General features: G+C 59.3%; 20 protein-coding genes. 7 read left to right on the plus strand and 13 right to left on the minus strand.

Annotated features, from left to right (window positions below; genetic code table 11):
* Window positions 1-38: 38 nt before the first annotated feature.
* From AC1Q6Y_RS00145 to AC1Q6Y_RS00155, 3 genes are all read left to right on the plus strand, one after another.
* Window positions 39-1,169 (plus strand): PepSY-associated TM helix domain-containing protein, encoded by a 1,131-nt coding sequence (locus tag AC1Q6Y_RS00145; protein WP_492623876.1) that lies wholly within the window; start codon window positions 39-41, stop codon window positions 1,167-1,169.
* The gene (locus AC1Q6Y_RS00150) at window positions 1,166-1,345 is read left to right on the plus strand and encodes a hypothetical protein (RefSeq protein WP_492623877.1); all 180 of its coding nucleotides are present in this window, start codon (window positions 1,166-1,168) and stop codon (window positions 1,343-1,345) included. Before AC1Q6Y_RS00145 ends, AC1Q6Y_RS00150 begins: the two co-directional genes overlap by 4 nt.
* A 192-nt stretch (window positions 1,346-1,537) precedes the next feature.
* Window positions 1,538-2,167, plus strand: a complete 630-nt coding sequence (locus AC1Q6Y_RS00155) for a glutathione S-transferase family protein (protein WP_057716548.1) — start codon at window positions 1,538-1,540, stop codon at window positions 2,165-2,167.
* A 181-nt stretch (window positions 2,168-2,348) separates the two neighbouring features.
* On the opposite strand, the gene creD is transcribed toward AC1Q6Y_RS00155, so the two are convergent.
* The 3 genes from creD to creB all read right to left on the minus strand — a co-directional run bounded on the left by creD (window position 2,349) and on the right by creB (window position 5,934).
* Window positions 2,349-3,719, minus strand: coding sequence for a cell envelope integrity protein CreD (gene creD / locus AC1Q6Y_RS00160; RefSeq protein ID WP_057713010.1), 1,371 nt, complete (start codon window positions 3,717-3,719; stop codon window positions 2,349-2,351).
* A gap of 116 nt (window positions 3,720-3,835) precedes the next feature.
* Window positions 3,836-5,254 carry a two-component system sensor histidine kinase CreC gene (gene creC, locus AC1Q6Y_RS00165; RefSeq protein ID WP_492623878.1) on the minus strand — a complete coding sequence of 473 codons (1,419 nt, stop codon included), beginning with the start codon at window positions 5,252-5,254 and terminating at the stop codon, window positions 3,836-3,838.
* Window positions 5,254-5,934 (minus strand): two-component system response regulator CreB, encoded by a 681-nt coding sequence (gene creB / locus AC1Q6Y_RS00170; protein ID WP_492623879.1) that lies wholly within the window; start codon window positions 5,932-5,934, stop codon window positions 5,254-5,256. The genes creC and creB overlap by 1 nt, the downstream gene beginning before the upstream one ends.
* A gap of 179 nt (window positions 5,935-6,113) precedes the next feature.
* Between creB and AC1Q6Y_RS00175 the strand changes: the two genes are divergently transcribed.
* Both AC1Q6Y_RS00175 and AC1Q6Y_RS00180 read left to right on the plus strand, forming a co-directional pair.
* A complete protein-coding gene (locus AC1Q6Y_RS00175) occupies window positions 6,114-6,974 on the plus strand; it encodes an RHS repeat-associated core domain-containing protein (protein ID WP_492623880.1) in 861 nt (286 codons plus the stop codon).
* Window positions 6,975-7,020: 46 nt separating this feature from the next.
* Window positions 7,021-7,968 (plus strand): RHS repeat-associated core domain-containing protein, encoded by a 948-nt coding sequence (locus AC1Q6Y_RS00180; protein WP_492623881.1) that lies wholly within the window; start codon window positions 7,021-7,023, stop codon window positions 7,966-7,968.
* Between the two features lie 50 nt (window positions 7,969-8,018).
* Here AC1Q6Y_RS00180 and rloA2 read toward each other — a convergent pair whose 3' ends face one another.
* Window positions 8,019-8,522 carry a retropepsin-like aspartic peptidase RloA2 gene (rloA2, locus tag AC1Q6Y_RS00185; RefSeq protein WP_340313357.1) on the minus strand — a complete coding sequence of 168 codons (504 nt, stop codon included), beginning with the start codon at window positions 8,520-8,522 and terminating at the stop codon, window positions 8,019-8,021.
* Window positions 8,523-8,686: 164 nt separating this feature from the next.
* Between rloA2 and yihG the strand changes: the two genes are divergently transcribed.
* On the plus strand, window positions 8,687-9,574 hold the full coding sequence (gene yihG, locus AC1Q6Y_RS00190) for a 1-acylglycerol-3-phosphate O-acyltransferase, YihG family (protein WP_492623882.1): 888 nt from the start codon (window positions 8,687-8,689) through the stop codon (window positions 9,572-9,574).
* A 1-nt stretch (window position 9,575) separates the two neighbouring features.
* On the opposite strand, the gene AC1Q6Y_RS00195 is transcribed toward yihG, so the two are convergent.
* Window positions 9,576-10,130 carry a DUF2780 domain-containing protein gene (locus AC1Q6Y_RS00195; protein WP_090451821.1) on the minus strand — a complete coding sequence of 185 codons (555 nt, stop codon included), beginning with the start codon at window positions 10,128-10,130 and terminating at the stop codon, window positions 9,576-9,578.
* A gap of 225 nt (window positions 10,131-10,355) precedes the next feature.
* Here AC1Q6Y_RS00195 and AC1Q6Y_RS00200 point away from each other — a divergent pair, with 225 nt between their 5' ends.
* Window positions 10,356-11,369, plus strand: a complete 1,014-nt coding sequence (locus AC1Q6Y_RS00200; protein WP_492623883.1) for an RHS repeat-associated core domain-containing protein — start codon at window positions 10,356-10,358, stop codon at window positions 11,367-11,369.
* A 34-nt stretch (window positions 11,370-11,403) separates the two neighbouring features.
* Here AC1Q6Y_RS00200 and fdhA read toward each other — a convergent pair whose 3' ends face one another.
* The 8 genes from fdhA to AC1Q6Y_RS00240 all read right to left on the minus strand — a co-directional run bounded on the left by fdhA (window position 11,404) and on the right by AC1Q6Y_RS00240 (window position 21,539).
* Window positions 11,404-12,603 (minus strand): formaldehyde dehydrogenase, glutathione-independent, encoded by a 1,200-nt coding sequence (gene fdhA, locus AC1Q6Y_RS00205; protein ID WP_090451825.1) that lies wholly within the window; start codon window positions 12,601-12,603, stop codon window positions 11,404-11,406.
* 203 nt (window positions 12,604-12,806) lie between these two features.
* A complete protein-coding gene (purU, locus tag AC1Q6Y_RS00210; protein WP_007981374.1) occupies window positions 12,807-13,664 on the minus strand; it encodes a formyltetrahydrofolate deformylase in 858 nt (285 codons plus the stop codon).
* Window positions 13,665-13,833: 169 nt separating this feature from the next.
* On the minus strand, window positions 13,834-14,466 hold the full coding sequence (locus AC1Q6Y_RS00215; protein ID WP_007980412.1) for a sarcosine oxidase subunit gamma: 633 nt from the start codon (window positions 14,464-14,466) through the stop codon (window positions 13,834-13,836).
* 156 nt (window positions 14,467-14,622) lie between these two features.
* Entirely contained in the window at window positions 14,623-17,640 is a 3,018-nt protein-coding gene (locus AC1Q6Y_RS00220; protein WP_090451827.1) for a sarcosine oxidase subunit alpha, read from the minus strand.
* Entirely contained in the window at window positions 17,637-17,966 is a 330-nt protein-coding gene (locus tag AC1Q6Y_RS00225) for a sarcosine oxidase subunit delta (protein ID WP_057713000.1), read from the minus strand. The genes AC1Q6Y_RS00220 and AC1Q6Y_RS00225 overlap by 4 nt, the downstream gene beginning before the upstream one ends.
* Before the next feature lie 14 nt (window positions 17,967-17,980).
* Window positions 17,981-19,231, minus strand: a complete 1,251-nt coding sequence (locus tag AC1Q6Y_RS00230; protein ID WP_007907561.1) for a sarcosine oxidase subunit beta — start codon at window positions 19,229-19,231, stop codon at window positions 17,981-17,983.
* A 23-nt stretch (window positions 19,232-19,254) separates the two neighbouring features.
* Complete coding sequence (gene glyA, locus AC1Q6Y_RS00235; protein WP_102672492.1) at window positions 19,255-20,508, minus strand: serine hydroxymethyltransferase; 1,254 nt, start codon at window positions 20,506-20,508, stop codon at window positions 19,255-19,257.
* Window positions 20,509-20,822: 314 nt separating this feature from the next.
* A complete protein-coding gene (locus AC1Q6Y_RS00240) occupies window positions 20,823-21,539 on the minus strand; it encodes a TraX family protein (RefSeq protein ID WP_492623884.1) in 717 nt (238 codons plus the stop codon).
* Window positions 21,540-21,552 lie beyond the last annotated feature (13 nt).

The raw sequence follows: 21,552 nt of genomic DNA on the forward strand, positions 1-21,552 counted from the left end.
CCTTCGTGGGCGGCTTTGGTTTTTCTGAAGGCTATGAAATGAAAAGTAAAACAATTCGCCGCTGGTCCTTCGTCCACACCTGGTCCAGCCTGATCTGCACCGCGTTTCTGCTGATGCTGGCACTGACCGGCCTGCCGTTGATCTTTCACCACGAGATCGACCACTTGCTGGGCGATGCGCCTGAAGTGAAGGTAATGTCGGCGGACACCCCGCACCTGAATTTGCAGCAGTTGGTGGACGCGGCCGAGAAACATCGTCCCGGTGAAGTCATGCAGTACTTCGGCTTCGAGGACGATGAGCCCAATGCAGTGCTGACCATCATGGCCGCGACCGCAGGCACCGAGCCGAACTCGTCCCACACCTTCATGCTCGACGCCCGTACTGGCGAAGCGCTGGAAACGCCATCGGCCAACGGCGGCTTCATGATGGTCATGTTGCGCCTGCACGTGGACATTTTCGCCGGCTTGCCGGGCAAGTTGCTGCTGGCGTTCATGGGAATTGCGTTCGTGGCAGCGATCGTTTCCGGCACGGTGCTGTACTTGCCGTTCATGCGCCGCTTGAAATTCGCCACCGTGCGCCAGGACAAATCCACTCGCCTGCGCTGGCTCGACCTGCATAACCTGATCGGCGTCGTGACGTTGACCTGGGCGCTGGTGGTCGGCGTAACCGGCGTCGTCAGTGCCTGCGCAGACCTACTGATTGCCGCATGGCGCAACGACACACTGGCCGCGATGATCGCGCCGTATCGCGATGCACCTCCGCTGACTCAACTGGCGCCGGCCAACCGTTTGCTCGACATCGCCAAGGAAGTCGCACCAGGCATGCAGCCGGACTTCATCGCCTTCCCCGGCACACGCTTTTCCAGCGAGCACCATTACGCAGTGTTCATGAAGGGCAGCACGCACCTGACCTCGCACCTGCTGACGCCGGTTCTGATCGATGCCAGCACCCTGCAAGTCACCGCAGTGGTCGAACGCCCGTGGTACATGGACGTCATGGGCATGTCACAACCGCTGCACTTCGGTGACTACGGTGGCATGCCGATGCAGATACTCTGGGCGACCCTCGATGTGCTGACCATCATCGTGCTCGGCAGCGGGGTCTACCTGTGGGTGGTGCGGCGCAAGGCTGCCAGGCCTGTGCTGGAAAAAGCGGAGAGCGTGGCATGAAGCCCCGGCAGTCGAACTTCTGGAAAGTGTTTAGCACTCCAATCGTCATCGCCTTGTTCAGCGCGGCAGGGTTGTTTGCCGCGTTGCTCGGTGATGGTGTGTGGGATTCGCTGAGCTGGCTAGGCTTGGGCATCCCCGCCACTGTTGCCCTGCGGGGCCTCCTGCAACGCCGCTGAAGCGACATCCCCCCTGTAGGAGCGAGCTTGCTCGCGATGCACCCGAGAACTCCCCGGGGTGTCAGTCTTCCAACGTCATCGTTGACGACCATCGCGAGCAAGCTCGCTCCCACAAGGGGTCAAGCCATGATGCTTGAGCAATCAGACCAACGCGCTATGCTGCCCGACACTGCCACCGACCGAGACGCTGCCATGTCCGCCCCGAGCATGACCCTGTACCACAACCCGCTTTCCCCCTTCGTTCGCAAAGTCATGGTGCTGCTGCACGAAACCGGACAACAGAACCGCGTAGCGTTACAGACCAGCGTGCTCACCCCGGTCAACCCGGACCTGACCCTGATCGACGACAACCCCCTGAGCAAAATCCCGGCCCTGCGCCTGGCCGATGGCAACATCATCCATGACAGCCGGGTCATCCTCGACTACCTCGACCACCAGCACGTCGGTAACCCGCTGATCCCCCGCGAAGGTTCGGCCCGCTGGCGACGCCTGACCCTCGCTTCGCTGGCCGACGGGATCATGGACGCGGCCGTGCTGGTGCGCTACGAAGTCGCCCTGCGCGCCCCGGAGAAACACTGGGACGAATGGCTCGACGGCCAGCGCGACAAGATTCGTCGCGCCCTGGCCTTGCTGGAAAAGGACGCGATTGCCGAATTGACCTGCCACTTCGACGTGGCGGCGATCAGCGTAGCCTGTGCACTGGGTTACCTGGACCTGCGCCATCCGGATCTGGACTGGCGCACAGCGAATCCGCAACTTGCGGCGTGGTATTTCGAGGTGAGCCAGCGGCCTTCGATGATTGCAACGATGCCGAAGGTTTAGAACTTCGCCGGCTGTACTGACCTCTTCGCGAGCAGGCTCGCTCCCACCTTTGACTGCGGTCCCATGTGGGAGCGAGCCTGCTCGCGATGGCACCACAACGGATCTAACGCAAACAACTCGGCAATCAGCGTCGCCAACACCCTCCCCTCCCGCTGATCTTCCCGCAACCCCACCGACCGGCTCATTGCACCGCTCCAATATCGAAGTTCAGCGGTTTCCCCGTTTTCTGCCCAACCCCATACCAATCCAGCTTGCGCGTCAGCACCATAAACACGCCCAGCAAACCGAACAGCAGCAGCGAGCCCATCAACAGCGCGTAATCCTCTGCACTCAACAGCCCGTAGAGCAGCCCATACAACGCGGCCAATCCCACAGAAAAACTCAAGCCGTGACGCACGCTGCGCAACACGTGGCAAACGTAGAACCCGATCAATAACACACAACCGCTGGCGGACAACAGGTACGCCAAGGCAAAGCCGATGTGCTCGGACAACGACAGCAACAACAGGTAGAAGAACGCCAGCGCCACACCTACCAACGCATATTGCACCGGGTGCACCGCTAGGCTTTTCAGCACTTCGAACAGGAAGAAACCGGCAAAGGTCAGGACGATGAACAGCAGCGCATATTTGATCGCCCGGTCGCTTTTCAGGTACTGGTCCACGGGTTCGATGAAGCTCACGCCAAAGCTGCGACCGAACAACGCCTCACAGCCACCGCGGGACACGCAGCTGTTCAGCGTTTCTTGCAGGTTGGTGGAGAAAAACGAGGTTTGCCAATGGGCGGTAAAACCTTGATCAGTGATCTCGCGCTGGGCAGGCAGGTAGTTGCCGATGAAGCTTGGATGCGGCCAGTTGGCACTCAGCGAAACTTTGCTGGTCTTGCCCACCGGCAGTATTTGTAACTGGCCGGTGCCTTGCAGCTTCAGGTCAAAACCGAAGGCCAACTCCGTGGCCTGCTTTGTCTCCAACGCCGGCAGGGTCACGTGGACGCCTTCACCCAGCCAGCTCACTTGGCTGCCCGGAATGAAGTCCAGGTTCTGGCCGTTGAGTTCAAGCTTCAAAGCGTTTTCGATACCACGAATGTCGCTGATGCCAACAGCGAGGAACGGCTGGTCGAACCGGTAATCGGCGAAATCTTCCTTGATGCCCAGTTGAACCGGCAGGGAAAAGTGGCCGCTGATGCGGTTGTCTGCATGGAACAACCGTGCCTGGTAAATACCTCGGGAACGCAGTTCGGTCTGAACGTCTGCGTCGAGTTCGAAGCGCTCCGGCAGAAAATACAAACGACCGCGCTCTTCACCGATCTCCTGATAACGCTCGTTGGTTTTTTCGTGGGTCTTCCAGGTGCGCACGACTTTACGATACGGCACCACCATCAGCGGGCCGCTCAATTGCTGGCTGTAACTGGAGCTGCGGGCAATGTCTTCGAGCACACCGTCGCGCAGTTGCTGGCGCTCCTGGATCACGCCGTTGATCATCAGCAGTGGAATCAGCAACAACAGAATCAACAGGGCAATTGCCCCGAGTTTTAGGGTCAGGCTACGGTTCATGGGACTCTCCCTGTATTGGATGGGGAGAGTCTGGATTCGGTATGTGGTGGGGCCATGGGGGGAATGTGGAGATTGTGTGGAGATTCAGCCTGCTCGCGATTGGCCGTAACTCGGTCTTAAGGCAGGTGTAACTTCACCTCCACACCGCCGTCGACATTACCAATACTCATCGTACCGCCATGCAGCTTGACCACTTCCTCGACAAAATTGAGCCCGAGCCCGGTGCTTTTGCGCCCACTGTCGGGACGCGGCAACGAGTAAAAACGCTCGCTCAAACGCGGCAGCGCGTAGTCGGGAATCGGCTCTGCCTGATTGAAAAGCTTGAACTCGACCTGCTCGCCTGTCCGTTCGGCGGTGAATCGCAGCACACCTTCAACAGGGGTGAAATCCAGCGCATTGTCCAGCAGATTACCCAACGCCTGACGCAGCAGAAATGGCTCGCCGATCAGCGCCAGGTCCGATGGAACCGTTTGCTCTACGCGCAACTGTTTACCTTCGATTCGCGCAGATTGCGCGTTCAGCAGGCCATCCACCAAAGCCGCCAATGGCACCGCCACCCGTTGCTCCAGCCCTTGGCGCTGCTCGACCTGCGCCAGGTTCAAAAGCCGCTCGATCAGCTGCTGCATGCGCGTACTTTCACTGTCGATATTGCCGACGAAACGTTGCCGCTGTGCCAGAGGCATATCGCCCTGCAACAGTTCCGCCGCGCCACGAATCGCCGCCAATGGACTCTTCAGCTCATGGGTCAAGGTGTGCACGTAACGTTCGACGTAGGCCTTGCCTTCAAGCTGCGTGCGCATCTGCTCCACTGCCGTGGCCAATTGCTCCAGCTCACCGCCGCGATAATGCGGCACTTCAACCCGCCGGCCTTCACTGACGCCTTGGGCGTACGCCGTCAATCTTCGCAGGGCGCGGCTCAGCCACCAGGACAACAACGCGCCGAACAGCAGACCGAGGCCGATCAGCCCGGCGCCGTAAGCCAGCAACCGGCGTTCCGTGCGATCCACATAAGGCTGCACCGAGCTGTTGGGCTTGGCCACAGTGACCACGCCGATGATCTGGCCGTTGTCGCGAATCGGCGCACCGACGTGCATCACCGAAGACCCCGGATCGTTCGGGTCATTGCGCGTGGAGCGTGCGCCGTATTCGCCACGCAGGGTCAGGTAGACGTCGTTCCAGCGTGAGTAATCCTGCCCCACCGCCGTCCCGCTGGAGTCCAGCACGACGATGCCCTTGGCGTCGGTGACGTAGATGCGGTGGTTGACCTGATTCTTTGGCAAGCCCCAGATTTTCGCTCCGGGCTGTCGCTCACCATAGGCCTTGAGCAGTTCCGGCCAGCGGTTCTGGTTGAGGCTGCCGGCCTTGAAGTCGTCGCGCAGGATCTCGGCCATCAGGTTGGCAGTATCGACCAGGGTTTCTTCAGTGGACTGGCGCACGCCGGGGCGGATCTCCTGCATGACCGTGTTGAGCACAAAGTAGCCGGTCAGGCCGATGAACAGTGCGTAGACCAGGAAAATCCGGATTCCCAGCGGCATCAGCTGTGTCCCGGGTTGTAGCTGTAGCCGAGGCCGCGGTGGGTCTGGATCGGTTCGGCGTCAGCCTTCACCAATCGCAACTTGGCGCGCACGCTCTTGATGTGGCTGTCGATGCTGCGCTCGTAACCGGCGTCGGCGGCCACGCCCAGGGCATCGAGCAACTGTTCGCGGCTGAAGACTCGCTCGGGCTGCTCCAGCAGGCATTGCAGCAGACGGAATTCATGGCGGGTCAGGGTCAGCAGTTGACCGCGATAACTGATTTGCACACGCTCACTATCGATGCGAAACAGCGTTACCGACGGTTCGCTCACCGTGCGGGGCACCATGCGCTTGAGAATCGCCCGGACCCGCGCCGCCACCTCCCGAGGGCTGAACGGTTTGACCACGTAATCGTCGGCGCCGATTTCCAAGCCCACGACGCGATCGATTTCGCCATCCCGGGCGCTGAGGAACATCACCGGCACTTCGCTGAAGCGCCGCAGTCGCTTGCAGGTTTCGAAGCCGCTGATGTCCGGCAGGCCGATATCGAGAATGATCAGATCCGCCGGGGTCTGGCGCTGATGCTCCAGCGCCGCCGCGCCCAGGCTCAGCCATGTGGTGGTGAAGCCCTCGCCTTGCAGGGCGAAAACCAGGGTGTCGGCAATGGCCGCTTCGTCTTCGACAATCAGGATATGAGGCATGGCGTCCGAGCCCGGCAGTGATGTGGGCGAACGGTGACTCAAGGGGGAATCGGCGTCAATCAGGCTGAGCTGATTGTCGCTCAGGTCTGTAGTACCTAGCAGTTCTGCTAGTAGCCAATGGATGAAAACAAGCTGATTCTGATAGCCCGTCTTTTTGGTACTGACACGGAGACCAGTCAATGCCTTCGCACTCTCGCAAAACGATTCTGCTGGCAACCGATCATCAGCGCTCGGTAATAAACGCCCTGGACGAGAATCGGCCACAACCCATCGCCTACACACCCTATGGTCATCGCCCAGCCGAAAACGGCTTGCTCAGCCTGCTGGGTTTCAACGGCGAACGGCCGGACCCGCTGACCGGGCATTATCACTTGGGCAATGGCTATCGGCAGTTCAATCCGCTGTTGATGCGGTTCAACAGTCCGGATAGTTGGAGTCCGTTTGGGAAGGGTGGGATTAATGCTTATACATATTGCGGGGGTGATCCGAGGAACCGAACGGATCCAACAGGGCATTTCTGGGGGATTGGTAAATTTTTCAGAAGATTATTCGGTAAAAAATCGAAAGTACCTAATAGTGCGAATTTAAAAAAACCCAACTTTGATAACTCCAACACTCCTGTACCTCAGACACCTCAGGCACCTCAGGCACCTCAGGCACCTCAGGCACCTCAACTAATAACAGCATTAGAAACTGCTCCGGATTATACGATTCAATTTACAGCAAGAGAAAAAAAAGAGCAGTTCGAAATACTTAATAAAATAAAAAATAAAATCACATACTCAACACCAACTACAACCACGCAACAAAAGCCCATCCACTCAACGCTAGCAACACCTGCGAACCGAACCAGCATGAGATCATTAATATCAGAGAAATCAGAAGAATTAACTCCAGCACTTTCAAGACTATCAAATCAAGAACTGTTTGAAGAATTAAACCAGGTACACCTTAGACAAAAAGGACCCGGCCCATCTTCTGATATATTAATTGAGAATATTTTACAAAGTAAAATCATACGGCGCGCCACCTCAAACTAGTTGAAGCAACTCAACTGCCATCTGGATTTTGCATGGAATTCAGCCTATGTCCGACACATCCCGTGACACCGTACTGTGTCGCTATCGATATGACCCACTGGATCGCCAGAATGGCTGCACGGTACTAGAGCAACCCGTCATCCAGCGGTTTCATTGCAAAAGTCGATTGGCCACCGAGATTCAGGGCGCCGCTCGGTGGAGCATCCTTCAGCACAACGACCAGTTGCTGGCCCAGCAAAATCACCTCGACGCCAAGGTGAGCACCACACTGCTGGCTACTGACCTACGACGTTCGGTGCTCAATGCCCTGGACGCGACTCAACCTAATCCCCTCGCCTACACACCCTACGGCCATCGCCCGGCGGAAAATGGTTTGCTCAGCCTGCTCGGCTTCAACGGCGAACGGCCGGACCCGGTGACCGGGCATTATCATTTGGGCAATGGGTATCGGCAGTTCAATCCGGTGTTGATGCGGTTTAACAGTCCGGACAGTTGGAGTCCGTTTGGGGAGGGTGGGTTGAATACGTATGGGTATTGCGACGGAGATCCCGTGAATCGGGCAGATCCAACGGGGCACGCCTGGGGACCTTTGAAAGCGCTGAGACGGATTAATATCCTCAAGAAGAAAACCAGAATCCCCAAAGAAATGGAAAATTACGCCTTCATCGAAAACCCAAAGACGTCGTTTGATAAAAAAGTAGCTAAACAAATCGATAAAGACTTCAGAAAAGGTAAACCGTCAGCCGAGAAAGTCCAAAAACGAGAAGACCGTTATTGGAAAACGGAAATACAAAAAACCGGTAAAACACCAGATGAGCTAATTGCTCAAGCTAAGGAGAGGTTTGAAAAAAATCGCCCACCTGATACCTCTCCCCTCTCCTTGACGCATGTAGTGCTCCCATCCAACTCGATGGTAAAATCGATCGGTAAAATAAACGATCAAAAAAAGAAAACCGAACTCATTCGGACGGGCTCAAGTAGCGCTACCAACTAGGTAAAACAGCACTTGCGGTTGATTAGTTGTAGTGATTCGTGAGAAGTGAATCAACAGTCCGGCTTATCCGCCGTAAAACGCCGAGCCGGATTCACCGCCGCCCCGAACTCGCGCAATGCCTTGGCGCCGATCAACAACGGGTAGTTGAAACTGCTGCGGTCAGTCAGGTTGACCTCGACCGTGCGCTTGACGTTGCCCAGGCACAATTCCAGATCGACCACCGGACGCTTGCTGGGTGCGGCAGTGTCTTCTTCTTCGTCCTCTTCAGAACGGGTCTTGATTTTGCTGATCCGCGCAACTTTATGCTCGTAGACCTTGTTGCTCGCATCCTTGGTCGCGAGGCGGAAACGCACCCAGTCTTCACCGTCGCGGGTAAAGGTCTCGATGTCCTTGGCCGACAGCGACGCAGTCAGCGCGCCAGTATCCATCTTGGCCTTTAGCACTTCGCCGCCGATTTCCGGCAGGGCGATGTATTCGTAACGACCATAGAGGGTCGGCTCGGCGGCCATGACCGGCAGGGCGATGAAGGAGAGCACTGCAAGGAGGGATTTCACGTAATGGGTTTCCATGAGAGTGAGCAGTCGGATTTTAGACCGTCGTGCGCTTGATCGTTCCCACAAGGTTACCGACCCAAAAGTGAAACATTCGTCAGCACCGATTTGGCCTGTCGCCCGAAGCTGCTTATCATTGCGCGCCCAACCGCTTCCACGAGTGACTTATGCGCCGCCTGCTCACCGGCTGTTTCGTGACCCTGCTGCTCCTGCTCAACACCCTGATCCTGATCGGACCGTTGATGGTGTTTGCCCTGCTCAAACTGATCCTGCCCGGCCGTTTTCGCGATTACGCCTCATGGTCGGTGATGTGGATCGCCGAGACCTGGTCCGAGATCGACAAGCTGATCTTCCGTGTCTGCATCCCTACCCAATGGGACATCCGTGGCGGTGACGATCTGCGTCGCGACACTTCATATCTGGTGATCAGCAACCATCAATCCTGGGTCGACATCCCGGCGTTGATCCAGACGCTGAACCGGCGCACGCCGTTCTTCAAATTCTTCCTCAAGAAAGAGCTGATCTGGGTGCCCTTCCTGGGCCTGGCGTGGTGGGCGCTGGATTACCCGTTCATGAAGCGCTACAGCAAGGCGTTCCTGGCCAAATACCCGGAACTGGCCGGCAAGGATCTGGAAATCACCAGACAGGCCTGTGAATTGTTCAAGCGCCAACCGGTGACGGTGGTCAACTACCTCGAAGGCACCCGCTTCACGGCGGCTAAATGTGCCCTGCAACAGTCACCGTTCAATCACCTGCTCAAGCCCAAGGCCGGCGGGGTGGCCTTTGTGCTGGCGGCGATGGGTGAGCAGCTGGACGCGATTCTCGATGTGACAGTGGTTTACCCGCAGCAGACGATTCCGGGGTTCTGGGACTTGATCAGCGGCAACGTTCCGCGGGTCATCATCGACATCAAGACTCGCGAACTCGACCCGGCGCTGTGGCAGGGCGATTACGAAAACGACCCTGCGTTTCGCGAGAAGGTCCAGAACTGGGTCAACCAGCTCTGGATCGAGAAGGACCGGCGCATCGACGCGTTACGCGCCGGGCGCCGCTGAATCAGCTACCGGTGCCGGTGCCCCAGATGCTGCCCAGGCTGCTCAGCAGCGAACCGCCGACGCCCTGCTGACCGAAGTATTGCAGGAGCACCGGGGCAAACTGGCCGATCATGCCGCTGTCCATACCCAGGGCGCTGAAGGCGTTGTTCAGGTCGTTGGTGTCCTTGACGTTGCCCAAGGCGTTGTCCAGCCCTGCGGCTTTGCCGCTGGAGCCGAGCAGACCGGCCAGTGCACCCAACTCCCCGCCGCCCGAGAGCATGTCGATGCCCGGCACGCTTTTGGCCAGTTCCGAGTAGTCGGTCGAGCTCAACTGGTTCTTCGCCAGCCCCAGCATCGCCCCGGCGCCGCCAACGGCTTGCTCTGGGGTGATGTCCAATTCACTGAGGGTGCTCAGCAGGTTGGCGGTCTGCGGTGTCGGTGCGGCGGTCGCGGCCTCGTCACCACCCTTCATGCCGGCAATGGCATTGACCGCATCGCCCAGATTGAACTGTGCGAAGACCGGGCTGGCTGCCAGGGTCAGGAGTGATGCCAGTGCAAAACCGCGTGAAATCTTCATTCAGACATCCTCTTGCGTCATGAAAAACGCCCGGCTTACGGGCGCAAAGCTGCCGATTTGACCGGGCAGACGCGGGCATGTTCCTCAGGTTTCCATCCATTTACCACCCGCTCGTCACAAAGCACCCCTGGAGCCTGCGGCACTATCAGATCTGCTAGTAGGCGGCTCTGTTCGAATGCACCACAGTAAAAGCCTGGATCGACAAACTCATTCAGGAACCCGGCCATGCCCCCCAATCGAGAAACGCGGCTCTGCAGTTACCGCTACGACCCGCTGGATCGTCTGGTTGATTGCACGCCCTCTGCGCAGTCCCCCACCCGACGCTTTTATCTGAAAGATCGTCTGGCCTCCGAGATTCAAGACGCGGTGCAGCGTTCGGTCATGCAGCACGAGGATCAACTGCTGGCGCAGCAGCAGCGTCAGAGTGGGGCAGTGGCGGCGCATTTGCTTGCCACTGATCAACAGCGTTCGGTTTTGAATGTACTTGATGTAGTTCGGCCACATCCCCTCGCCTACTCACCTTATGGCCATCGCCCGGCGGGGAACGGCTTACTCAGCCTGTTCGGCTTCAATGGTGAAAGACGGGATCCGGTGACGGGGTGCTATTTGTTGGGGAATGGTTATCGGGCGTTTAACCCGGTGATGATGCGGTTTACCATCCCGGATAGTTGGAGCCCCTTTGGGGAGGGGGGGTTGAATGCGTATGGGTATTGCGCGGGAGATCCGGTAAACAGAAACGATCCGAGCGGGCATGCATTTAATTTATTTTCCATTCATAAACTTAAGTTCTGGAAGTCGGCTCGGACGATCAAAAAATCCAGAAATACACCTGCGACGGTAGACTCGCTTGTAGGGACGTATAAAAAAACCGAACGAATCACAGCCGTTCGAAGGAGCCCAGCGCATCTGCGACTCGATAAACAACGTACATCAAAAAGCATCAACGATCTCTTCGATGATACAAGTTCAACTACCCTTCACACCTCTTCAGCAACCGATCAGGCTGATGCCTCCTTCAAATCGGCCGTTCAAGAATTAATAACAAGTGAACAAAGAGCAATTAAACAGCTGATCAGCTCGAATACAGCCTCAAAAAACGTCAATCAATCAGAACTTAATCTCATTGCAATCGGCGTAATAGACCAGAGAATATTGAAACTAGAACACACTTTAAGGACCACTCCCAGACCCCAGATACCCGCCCAAACAAGAGACATTATTCGCAACGAAAAAGGGTGACATTAAGTCACCCTTTTCCTTTTCTTAAAAACCCTTACGCCGCACTAAACATCTTATGCGGATCAATCACAAACTTCTTCGGCACGCCTGCGTCAAACTCGCCATAACCCTGCGGCGCCTGATCCAGGCTGATCACCTGCACGCCCACCACTTCGGCAATGTTGATACGGTCCCACATGATCGCTTGCATGAGCGCGCGGTTGTACTTCATCACCGGGGTCTGGCCGGTGTGGAAGCTGTGGGACTTGGCCCAGCCCAGGCCGAAGCGGATGCTCAGGCTGCCCATTTTCGCGGCAGCGTCGACAGCGCCCGGGTCTTCGGTCACGTAGAGGCCGGGGATGCCGATCTTGCCTGCCACACGCACCACGCCCATCAGCGAGTTGAGCACGGTGGCCGGGGCTTCGTGTTTCACGCCGTCATGGCCATGGCCACGGGCTTCGAAACCAACGGCGTCGATGGCGCAATCCACTTCCGGCTCGCCCAGCAGTGCAGCGATCTGTTCGTGCAGCGGTGTGTCCAGGGACAAGTCGGCGATCTCGAAGCCCTGAGCCTTGGCGTGGGCCAGGCGCACGGTGTTGACGTCACCGATGATCACCACCGCCGCGCCCAACAGACGGGCCGAAGCAGCCGCCGCCAAACCGACCGGACCGGCACCAGCGATATACACGGTGCTGCCCGGGCCGACGCCAGCGGTCACGGCGCCGTGATAGCCGGTCGGCAAGATGTCGGAGAGGCAGGTCAGGTCGCGGATTTTTTCCATCGCCCGGTCGCGATCCGGCAGTTTCAGCAGGTTGAAGTCGGCGTACGGCACCATGGCGTATTCGGCCTGGCCACCGGTCCAGTCGCCCATGTCGACGTAACCATAAGCACCGCCCGGACGCGCCGGGTTGACGCTCAGGCAGACGCCTGTGTGCATTTCTTTGCAGGAACGGCAGCGCCCGCAAGCCACGTTGAACGGAACAGACACCAGGTCACCGATCTGCAGGTTCTCGACGTCGCTGCCCTTTTCGATCACTTCACCGGTGATCTCGTGACCCAGGACCAGACCGGTTTGAGCGGTGGTACGGCCGCGCACCATGTGCTGGTCGGAACCACAGATATTGGTGGAAACCACGCGCAGGATCACGGCGTGGTTAATTTTCCTGCCACGCGGGTCCTGCATTTTCGGATAATCAATACTCTGCACTTCGACCTTGCCAGCGCCGAGATACACCACACCACGATTGCCAGACATGCTTTCACCTCGCTGTTGTTTTTATGGAACCGCGTTGCCCAGGCAGGCAGCGCGTTAAATGCTCGGGTTATTGCCGTTGTCATTTGTGTTGCTTGTAAGGGCCTCATCGCGAGCAAGCTCGCTCCCACAGGTTTTTGTGTCGTTCACAAATCTTGTGTCCGCCCCCGATCCACTGTGGGAGCGAGCTTGCTCGCGATGGCGATTTAAAGAACGACCGTTCTGTTGGCGTTCAAAAACACTCTTCTCTCAATGTGATACCCGACAGCCCGCGCCAGTGTCAGCCCTTCGATATCCCGCCCCTTGGCGATCAGGTCTTCCGGATAATGGCTGTGGTCCACCGCCTCCACACCCTGGGCAATGATCGGGCCTTCATCCAGGTCGTTGTTGATGTAATGCGCGGTGGCGCCCACCAGTTTCACGCCCTTGTTGTAGGCCTGGTGGTAGGGCTTGGCGCCCTTGAAACCGGGCAGCAGGGAGTGGTGGATGTTGATCGCCTTGCCATCGAGCTTGCGGCACAGCTCCGGCGACAGCACTTGCATGTAGCGCGCAAGGATCACCAGTTCCGCACCGGACTCTTCAATGACCTGCCAGACCTGACGTTCCTGGGACGGCTTGTCGTTCGGATCCAGCGGGAAGTGGTAGTACGGAATCTGGTGCCAGTCAGCCAGTGGCTTGAGGTCCGGGTGGTTGGAGACCACAGCGGCCACGTCCATCGACAACTGGCCGATGCGCTGGCGATAGAGCAAATCGTTGAGGCAGTGATCGGCCTTGGAAACCATGATCACCACTTTCGGCCGGTAGTTCGGCGCAGTCAGTTCGAAGATCATGCCGAAGGCTTCACCGCGCTCGGCGAGGCCCGCGCGGAAGGACTGCTCGTCGAAACCGTCAGGCTGGCGGAATTCCACACGAATGAAGAAACGGCCCGAGAGTCGGTCATCGAAGGAATGGTGCTCGGTGACGTAGCAGCCCTGCTCGAACAGAAAGCGGGTCACCGCGTCCACGGTGCCGAGGACGCTGGGGCAGTCGGCGGTCAGAATCCATGTGTCTGGGGCGCGGCTCATGGTGCGGTGACTCCTGTGATATCTAAAGATGACGCTGCATCTTGTGGGAGCGAGCTTGCTCGCGATGGGCGTCAACGATAACGCGTACTTACTGGATCAACGCGTCGCCCTCAAGTCCATCGCGAGCAAGCTCGCTCCCACAAGTGATCGCCTCCATGGCGGGTGGTGATCAGGCCTGAACGCTGAGGCCGTACTCGGCAGAAGCGTCCTGCAACCACAGCCACCAGTAATCCGAGAAGCTGCGACGAATCAGCAGTTCCCAGGTGTCTTCGGCGGTGTGACGGATCATCAATTGCGACTTGGCGAACACCGTGCCGACGGCTTTGCCCACCGGGAAGTTGTTCGGGTGCACGTCGTAGCTGGTGGACTTCATCAGTACCTGGCGCACGTTCGGGCCGCTCAGTTCGAGGAGTTGCTGGCCGCCGCTGACGTTGACGATCGCAATGTGCAAATCGCCCAGCGCTTTGCGCAGTTTTTGCTCGGCGGCCAGTTCTTCACCGGTCGGCACGATCAGCAGCCACTCATCCGGCCCCATCCATTGCAAACTGGTTTCGCCTTTGACGATGACGCTCAGCGCGCCCGGCAACTCGATGCCCAGGGCCTTGTGCACGCCCGCGGCAAACGCGGCATCGTGGCCATCGCCGCGGATGGTCAGGTGGCCGAGGAGTTTTTTCTCACGCACGGTCACGCCGGCGTTCTTGCGACCCTTGCCCACCAGGCTGGCGAGGTCGGCGTGATGCAGCGACGACTCGGCCTTGGCCCCGGAGGTTGGGCGTTGTTGGTAAACATTGGCTGCGGTCATAAAGCACCTGTTTTGAATTCTGTTGGTTCTGGCCCTTGTGGTGGCTGTTCTATCGCCATCGCGAGCAAGCTCGCTCCCACAGGGGTTAGGCGATCTCCTGTGGGAGCGAGCTTGCTCGCGATGGCGGCAGCTCACACCCCACAGGACCCGAAGCCTTTACACGTTCTGGCGTTCGCCTTTCGGATCAAAGAACACCGAAGAAACGATTTCCGCCTCGATCACGCTGCCGTCCGCCAATGGCGCGAAGACACGCTCGCCCATGCGGTTCAGGCCGCCCTTGACCACGCCCATGGCGAACGAATAGCCCAGGGAGTTGTGCAGGTAACTGGAAGTCACGTGACCCACCATGGTCATCGGGATGGCTTGCTTGGTGTTGAACACCAGTTGCGCACCTTCCGGCAGCCATTTGGTCGGATCGATCGGTTTCAGGCCAACCAGTTGCTTGCGCTGATCACGCACGCAGTCTTCACGGTTCATGCCACGCCAGCCGATCCACGAGAACGGTTTGGTGCGACCGACACACCAGCCCATGTTCAGGTCGTCCGGGGTCATCGAGCTGTCAGTGTCCTGACCGACGATGATGAAGCCCTTCTCGGCCCGCAGCACGTGCATGGTTTCTGTGCCGTACGGCGTCAGGTTGTACTTCTTGCCGGCGTCGACGATTTTTTCCAGCACGCCCATGGCGTAGTCGGCTTGCACGTTGACTTCGTACGACAGTTCACCGGTAAACGAAATCCGGAACACCCGCGCCGGCACACCACCGACCAGACCTTCTTTCCAGGTCATGAACGGGAAGGCTTCGCTGCTCAGGTCGATGTCGGTGACTTCAGCGAGCAGCTTGCGGCTGTTCGGCCCGGACAGGGTCATGGTCGCCCAGTGGTCGGTGACGGAGGTGAAGTACACCTTCATGTCCGGCCATTCGGTCTGGTGGTACAGCTCCAGCCACTGCAGCACACGAGCCGCGCCGCCGGTGGTGGTGGTCATGACGAAATGGTTGTCGGCCAGGCAAGCCGTCACGCCGTCGTCGAAGACCATGCCGTCTTCTTTGCACATCAGGCCGTAACGGGCCTTGCCCACATCGAGCTTGGTCCAGGCGTTGGTGTAGACGCGGTTGAGGAACTCACGCGCATCCGGGCCCTGGATGTCGATCTTGCCCAGGGTCGAAGCATCGAGCAGGCCGACGCTGTCGCGCACGGCTTTGCATTCGCGCTTCACCGCGGCATGCAGGTCTTCACCGGATTTCGGGAAGTACCAAGGACGCTTCCACTGGCCGACGTCTTCGAACTCGGCGCCGTTTTTCAGGTGCCATTGATGCAGTGCGGTGTAACGCACCGGCTCGAAGATGTGCCCACAGTGACGACCGGCCACGGCGCCGAAAGTCACCGGCGTGTAGTTCGGACGGAACATGGTGGTGCCCATCTGCGGGATGGTCACGTTCAGCGAACGGGCAGCGATGGCCAGGCCGTTGACGTTGCCGAGCTTGCCCTGATCGGTGCCGAAGCCCAGTGCGGTGTAGCGCTTGACGTGCTCGACCGACTCGAAGCCCTCGCGGGTCGCCAGTTCGATGGCGGCGGCGGTGACATCGTTTTGCAGGTCGACGAATTGCTTCGGTGCCCGTGCGGTGCTCTTTTCATGGGGCACCTGGAACAGCGCCAGGGTCGGCTCTTCGAGACGGCTCAGGGCTTTCGGCAGTACGCCTTCAACCGTCTGGAATCCGGCTTCAGCAGCGGCGCGAGCGCCACCTTCAAAACCGTCGGCCAGGGAATCGCCAAGGCCGTAGACGCCGTTGATGCCACCGACGCACACGCGTTTCTGCGGTGCTTCGCCCGGTACGAAACCGAGGATGTCTTCACGCCAGATCGGCTTGCCACCCAGGTGCGAAGCCAAGTGAACCACCGGGCTGTAGCCACCGGAGCTGGCGACCACGTCGCAGTCGAGCCATTCGCCTGGGCTGGTCACGGTGTGGGCTTTGACGTCGATGGCGGCCACACGGGCAGCGGTCACGTGCTTGCTGCCACGAGCCTCGATCACGGCACTGCCGGTGAGGATGCGGATGCCTTTGGCGCGGGCTTCTTCCACCAGCGCACCACGCGGATTGCTGCGGGCGTCGGCGATGGCCACCACTTGCAGGCTGGCATCGAGCCAATCCAGGGCAACGCGGTAGGCGTGGTCGTTGTTGGTCGACAGCACCAGCTTCTTGCCCGGTGCCACGCCGTAACGACGCACGTAGGTCGAGATGGCGCCGGCGAGCATGTTGCCCGGCACGTCGTTGTTGCCGTAGACCAATGGACGCTCGTGAGCGCCGGTTGCCAGTACCACGCGATTGGCGCGGACCCGGTGAATGCGCTGACGCACCTGGCCAATCGGTGCGCGGTCGCCGAGGTGATCGGTCAGGCGCTCGTGAATGGTCAGGAAGTTGTGGTCGTGGTAGCCGTTGACGGTGGCGCGCGGCAACAGCAGCACGTCCGGGGTGTTCTTCAGCTCGTCGATGACACTGGCCACCCACTCCATCGCAGGCTTGCCGTCGAGGCTTTCGCGAGAATCGAGCAGGCTGCCGCCGAACTCTTCCTGTTCATCGGCGAGGATCACCCGGGCGCCGCTGCGCGCAGCCGCCAGTGCCGCCGCCAGGCCAGCAGGGCCGGCGCCGACGATCAGCACGTCGCAGTGCTGGTTCATGTAGTCGTAGGTGTCCGGATCGTTCTCGGTCGGCGAACGGCCAAGACCGGCGGCCTTACGAATGTACTTCTCGTAGGTCATCCAGAACGATTGCGGGTACATGAAGGTTTTGTAGTAGAAGCCCGGTGGCATCAGCTTGCCGCCGACCTTGCCGAGAATCCCCATCATGTCGTTGTTCACGCTCGGCCAGCCGTTGGTGCTGGTGGCGACCAGGCCCTGATACAGCGCCTGTTGCGTAGCACGCACGTTCGGGATCTGCGTGGCTTCGGTGGCGCCGATCTGCAGTACCGCGTTCGGCTCTTCGGCACCGGCGGCGAAGATGCCGCGCGGACGGGAATACTTGAAGCTGCGACCGATGATATCGACGCCGTTGGCCAGCAGTGCAGCGGCCAGGGAATCGCCTTCGAAGCCTTTGTAGTTCTGGCCGTTGAAGGTGAAGGTCAAGACTTTGTTGCGGTCGATCCGTCCGCCATTGGACAGGCGATTGATCTGGCTCATACCTTCTCTCCCAGAGCCGTGCTGGCCGCTTTCGGGCTATCGGTCTTGTCGGTGAATTGTGGCTTGGTGCCGATCTTGTAGGTTTCGAGAATCTCGTAGGTCACGGTGTCGCGGGTGACGTTGAAGTACTGACGGCAACCGGCGACGTGATCCCACAGCTCGTGGTGCAGACCGCGCGGGTTGTCGCGGAAGAACATGTAGTCGCCCCACTCCTCGTCGGTGCAGCTGCTCGGGTCCAGTGGGCGCGGGATGTGCGCCTGGCCGGATGCATGGAATTCCTCTTCGGAGCGCAGTTCGCCGCAGTGAGGACAGAAGATATGCAACATAGGGATTTCTCCTGTTAGTGGGCGACTGCTGCAGCGCCGTGTTCGTCGATCAACGCACCGCTGTGGAAACGGTCGATGGAGAAAGGTGCGGCCAGTGGGTGCATTTCACCCTTGGCCAGGCTTGCGGCAAATACGTTGCCCGAGCCAGGTGTAGCCTTGAAGCCACCGGTGCCCCAACCGCAGTTGAAGAACATGTTCGGTACCGGGGTTTTCGAAATGATCGGGCAGGCATCCGGCGTGGTGTCGACGATGCCGCCCCACTGACGGTTCATGCGTACCCGCGACAGCACCGGGAACATCTCGACGATGGCCTGGATGGTGTGCTCGATCACCGGGTACGAACCACGCTGGCCGTAGCCGTTGTAGCCGTCGATACCGGCGCCGATCACCAGGTCGCCCTTGTCGGACTGGCTGATGTAACCGTGTACGGCGTTGGACATGATCACGCTGTCGATAATCGGCTTGATCGGCTCGGACACCAGCGCTTGCAGCGGGTGGGATTCGATCGGCAGGCGGAAACCGGCGAGCTTGGCCATGTGCCCGGAGTTACCGGCGGTCACTACGCCGACGCGCTTGGCGCCGATGAAGCCCTTGTTGGTTTCCACGCCGATGCACACGCCGTTTTCCTTGCGGAAACCGATCACTTCGGTCTGCTGGATCAGGTCCACGCCCAATGCATCGGCGGCCCGGGCAAAGCCCCAGGCCACGGCATCGTGACGGGCCACGCCGCCGCGGCGCTGGACGGTGGCGCCCATTACCGGGTAGCGGGTGTTCTTCGAGCAGTCGAGATACGGGATCTCGTCGGCAACCTGTTTGGCATCGAGCAGCTCACCGTCCACGCCGTTGAGGCGGTTGGCGCTGACCCGACGCTCGGAATCACGGATGTCCTGCAGGGTGTGGCACAGGTTGTAGACGCCGCGCTGGGAGAACATCACGTTGTAGTTCAGGTCCTGGGACAGGCCTTCCCACAGTTTCATCGCGTGCTCGTACAGGTGCGCCGACTCGTCCCACAGGTAGTTGGAGCGAACGATGGTGGTGTTGCGCGCGGTGTTACCACCGCCCAGCCAGCCTTTCTCGACCACGGCCACGTTGGTGATGCCGTGTTCCTTGGCCAGGTAGTAGGCCGTGGCCAGACCATGCCCGCCACCACCGACGATGACCACGTCGTAGACCTTTTTAGGGGTCGGCGTGCGCCACATTTTCTGCCAGTTTTCATGATGGCTGAGAGAGTGTTTGAAGAGGCCGAAGCCCGAGTAGCGTTGCATAGTCATTTACTCCAAAACCGCACTCAGCGATAAACCGGGAAGTCCGCGCACAGGGCTGCCACTTGCTCGGCGACATTGGCCTCGACATCGGCGTCGCCGAGGTTGTCGAGGATGTCGCAGATCCAGCCGGCCAGCGTGACGCACTGGGTCACCTTGAAGCCGCGAGTGGTGACCGCCGGGGTGCCGATGCGCAGGCCAGAGGTCACGAACGGCGACTGTGGATCGTTCGGGACAGCGTTCTTGTTCACAGTGATGTGGGCGCGACCGAGTGCTGCATCCGCCTCTTTGCCGGTCAGGCCCTGACGGATCAGGCTGACCAGGAACAGGTGGTTGTCGGTACCGCCGGACACTACATCGTAGCCGCGTTTGATAAACACGCCGGCCATGGCCTGGGCGTTGTCGATCACTTGCTGCTGATAAGCCTTGAAGCCTGGCTCCAGCGCTTCCTTGAAGCACACCGCCTTACCGGCGATCACGTGCATCAGCGGGCCGCCCTGGGCACCGGGGAAAACTGCTGCGTTGAGCTTCTTCTCGATTTCTTCGTTGGACTTGGCCAGGATCAGGCCGCCACGTGGACCGCGCAGGGTCTTGTGGGTAGTGGTGGTGACCACATCGGCGTAAGGCAGCGGGTTCGGGTACAGACCAGCGGCAACCAGACCGGCCACGTGGGCCATGTCGACGAACAGCAGTGCACCGACCTTGTCGGCGATCTGGCGGAAGCGCGGGAAGTCGAGGGTCTTGGAGTAAGCCGAGAAGCCGGCGACGATCATCTTCGGCTTGTGCTCGACGGCCAGACGCTCGACTTCGTCGTAATCGATCAGGCCGGTGTTGGTGTCGATGCCGTACTGCACGGCGTTGTACAACTTGCCCGAGGACGACACTTTGGCGCCGTGGGTCAGGTGACCGCCGTGGGCCAGGCTCATGCCAAGAATGGTGTCGCCGGCTTGCAGCAGGGCCAGGTATACGGCGCTATTGGCCGAGGAGCCGGAGTGCGGCTGGACGTTGGCGTAATCGGCGCCGAACAGTTGCTTGGCGCGCTCGATGGCCAGGGCTTCAACCTTGTCGACGTGTTCGCAGCCACCGTAGTAGCGCTTGCCCGGATAACCTTCGGCGTATTTGTTGGTCAGGCCACTGCCTTGCGCTTCCATGACGCGTTTGCTGGTGTAGTTCTCTGACGCGATCAGCTCGATGTGATCTTCCTGACGTTGCTCCTCGGCATTCATCGCCGCCAGCAGTGCATCGTCGTAACCCTGGATCTTGTCTTGCTTGCTGAACATCGCGTCTCTCCCAGCGGCGGCGGTGCGCCATTCGTCTCGGTGAGGCACTGGCTTTTCGGCAGTGCCCTTTGGTAGCGATGGTATGACTGGCTTGGAGTCGTCAAATGCCTACGGGCGCCACGCAAAGGTGCGTTTACGACATGGGAAGAAAAGGCTGGCCTGAGGATATCTCTGTGGCGAGGGGGCTTGCCCCCGTTCGGCTGCGAAGCAGTCGCAGTTTCAGCAGGTGCGGTTTATCTGAAAAACTGCCTTTTAAGCGTTTGGGGCCGCTACGCAGCCCAACGGGGGCAAGCCCCCTCGCCACAAAAGCAGGGTCAGGCGATAACCTGTCGCACTGCGAGCAACAGCAGAAAATGCAAGGGATAGAGCGCATACGCCCAGCGCCGCATCGGTGGTGGATTTACGCCCTTTGCATGTCGCAACAAGAACAGCCCGAGCCATGGCGCAATCAGGCACGTGACGATGGCCGGAATTGCCGCGACATTGCCCAGGCGAGTGGCGTAATACAGCACCTGCCACTGATTGGCCGCCAGGCATACCAACCCCGCCAACAGCGCGAAATACCAGGGCCGTTGCAGTACCGGCAGCATCGCCAGCGGCAACAGAACGCCAAAGAAACCGAACATCAATCGCTGGGAGAAAAACCCTGCCAGCAGCAACGCGCCGACGGCCAGCAGGCGCGACGCAAGCACCGGCTGCTGCCAGCCACGAATCACCAGCAAGCCCAGGGCAAGGGTGGGCAGCACGTTCAAGGTGTCGGGATTGTGAATGTACATCCGGTAAGGAATTTCACTCACCGCGCTAAACAGCAGCAACCAGCCCAGATAGCGCCATTGCCCACCGTCCAGCACAACAGGCTTTCGTGACAGATTGGCCGCCATCGCCAGGCAGAACCACGGGAATGCCAGCCGCCCCGGCACATACAACAGATCGACGGAATAACCGACATATCGCAGGTGATCGAGCAGCATGCTCAAAAGCGCCAGCCACTTGAGCAGATCCAGTGCACCGTCGCGCTGCTTTAAGTGCATGGCCTTGTGCATC

The sequence above is a fragment of the Pseudomonas sp. GW823-FHT06E10 genome (assembly GCF_058794995.1).

Coding starts and splice junctions, on each gene's coding strand:
- AC1Q6Y_RS00145 (WP_492623876.1), top strand. CDS start 39: ATGAAAAGTAAAACAATTCGCCGCTGGTCCTTCGTCCACACCTGGTCC.
- AC1Q6Y_RS00150 (WP_492623877.1), top strand. CDS start 1,166: ATGAAGCCCCGGCAGTCGAACTTCTGGAAAGTGTTTAGCACTCCAATC.
- AC1Q6Y_RS00155 (WP_057716548.1), top strand. CDS start 1,538: ATGTCCGCCCCGAGCATGACCCTGTACCACAACCCGCTTTCCCCCTTC.
- creD (WP_057713010.1), bottom strand. CDS start 3,719: ATGAACCGTAGCCTGACCCTAAAACTCGGGGCAATTGCCCTGTTGATT.
- creC (WP_492623878.1), bottom strand. CDS start 5,254: ATGCCGCTGGGAATCCGGATTTTCCTGGTCTACGCACTGTTCATCGGC.
- creB (WP_492623879.1), bottom strand. CDS start 5,934: ATGCCTCATATCCTGATTGTCGAAGACGAAGCGGCCATTGCCGACACC.
- AC1Q6Y_RS00175 (WP_492623880.1), top strand. CDS start 6,114: ATGCCTTCGCACTCTCGCAAAACGATTCTGCTGGCAACCGATCATCAG.
- AC1Q6Y_RS00180 (WP_492623881.1), top strand. CDS start 7,021: ATGTCCGACACATCCCGTGACACCGTACTGTGTCGCTATCGATATGAC.
- yihG (WP_492623882.1), top strand. CDS start 8,687: ATGCGCCGCCTGCTCACCGGCTGTTTCGTGACCCTGCTGCTCCTGCTC.
- AC1Q6Y_RS00195 (WP_090451821.1), bottom strand. CDS start 10,130: ATGAAGATTTCACGCGGTTTTGCACTGGCATCACTCCTGACCCTGGCA.
- AC1Q6Y_RS00200 (WP_492623883.1), top strand. CDS start 10,356: ATGCCCCCCAATCGAGAAACGCGGCTCTGCAGTTACCGCTACGACCCG.
- fdhA (WP_090451825.1), bottom strand. CDS start 12,603: ATGTCTGGCAATCGTGGTGTGGTGTATCTCGGCGCTGGCAAGGTCGAA.
- purU (WP_007981374.1), bottom strand. CDS start 13,664: ATGAGCCGCGCCCCAGACACATGGATTCTGACCGCCGACTGCCCCAGC.
- AC1Q6Y_RS00215 (WP_007980412.1), bottom strand. CDS start 14,466: ATGACCGCAGCCAATGTTTACCAACAACGCCCAACCTCCGGGGCCAAG.
- AC1Q6Y_RS00220 (WP_090451827.1), bottom strand. CDS start 17,640: ATGAGCCAGATCAATCGCCTGTCCAATGGCGGACGGATCGACCGCAAC.
- AC1Q6Y_RS00225 (WP_057713000.1), bottom strand. CDS start 17,966: ATGTTGCATATCTTCTGTCCTCACTGCGGCGAACTGCGCTCCGAAGAG.
- AC1Q6Y_RS00230 (WP_007907561.1), bottom strand. CDS start 19,231: ATGCAACGCTACTCGGGCTTCGGCCTCTTCAAACACTCTCTCAGCCAT.
- glyA (WP_102672492.1), bottom strand. CDS start 20,508: ATGTTCAGCAAGCAAGACAAGATCCAGGGTTACGACGATGCACTGCTG.
- AC1Q6Y_RS00240 (WP_492623884.1), bottom strand. CDS start 21,539: ATGCACTTAAAGCAGCGCGACGGTGCACTGGATCTGCTCAAGTGGCTG.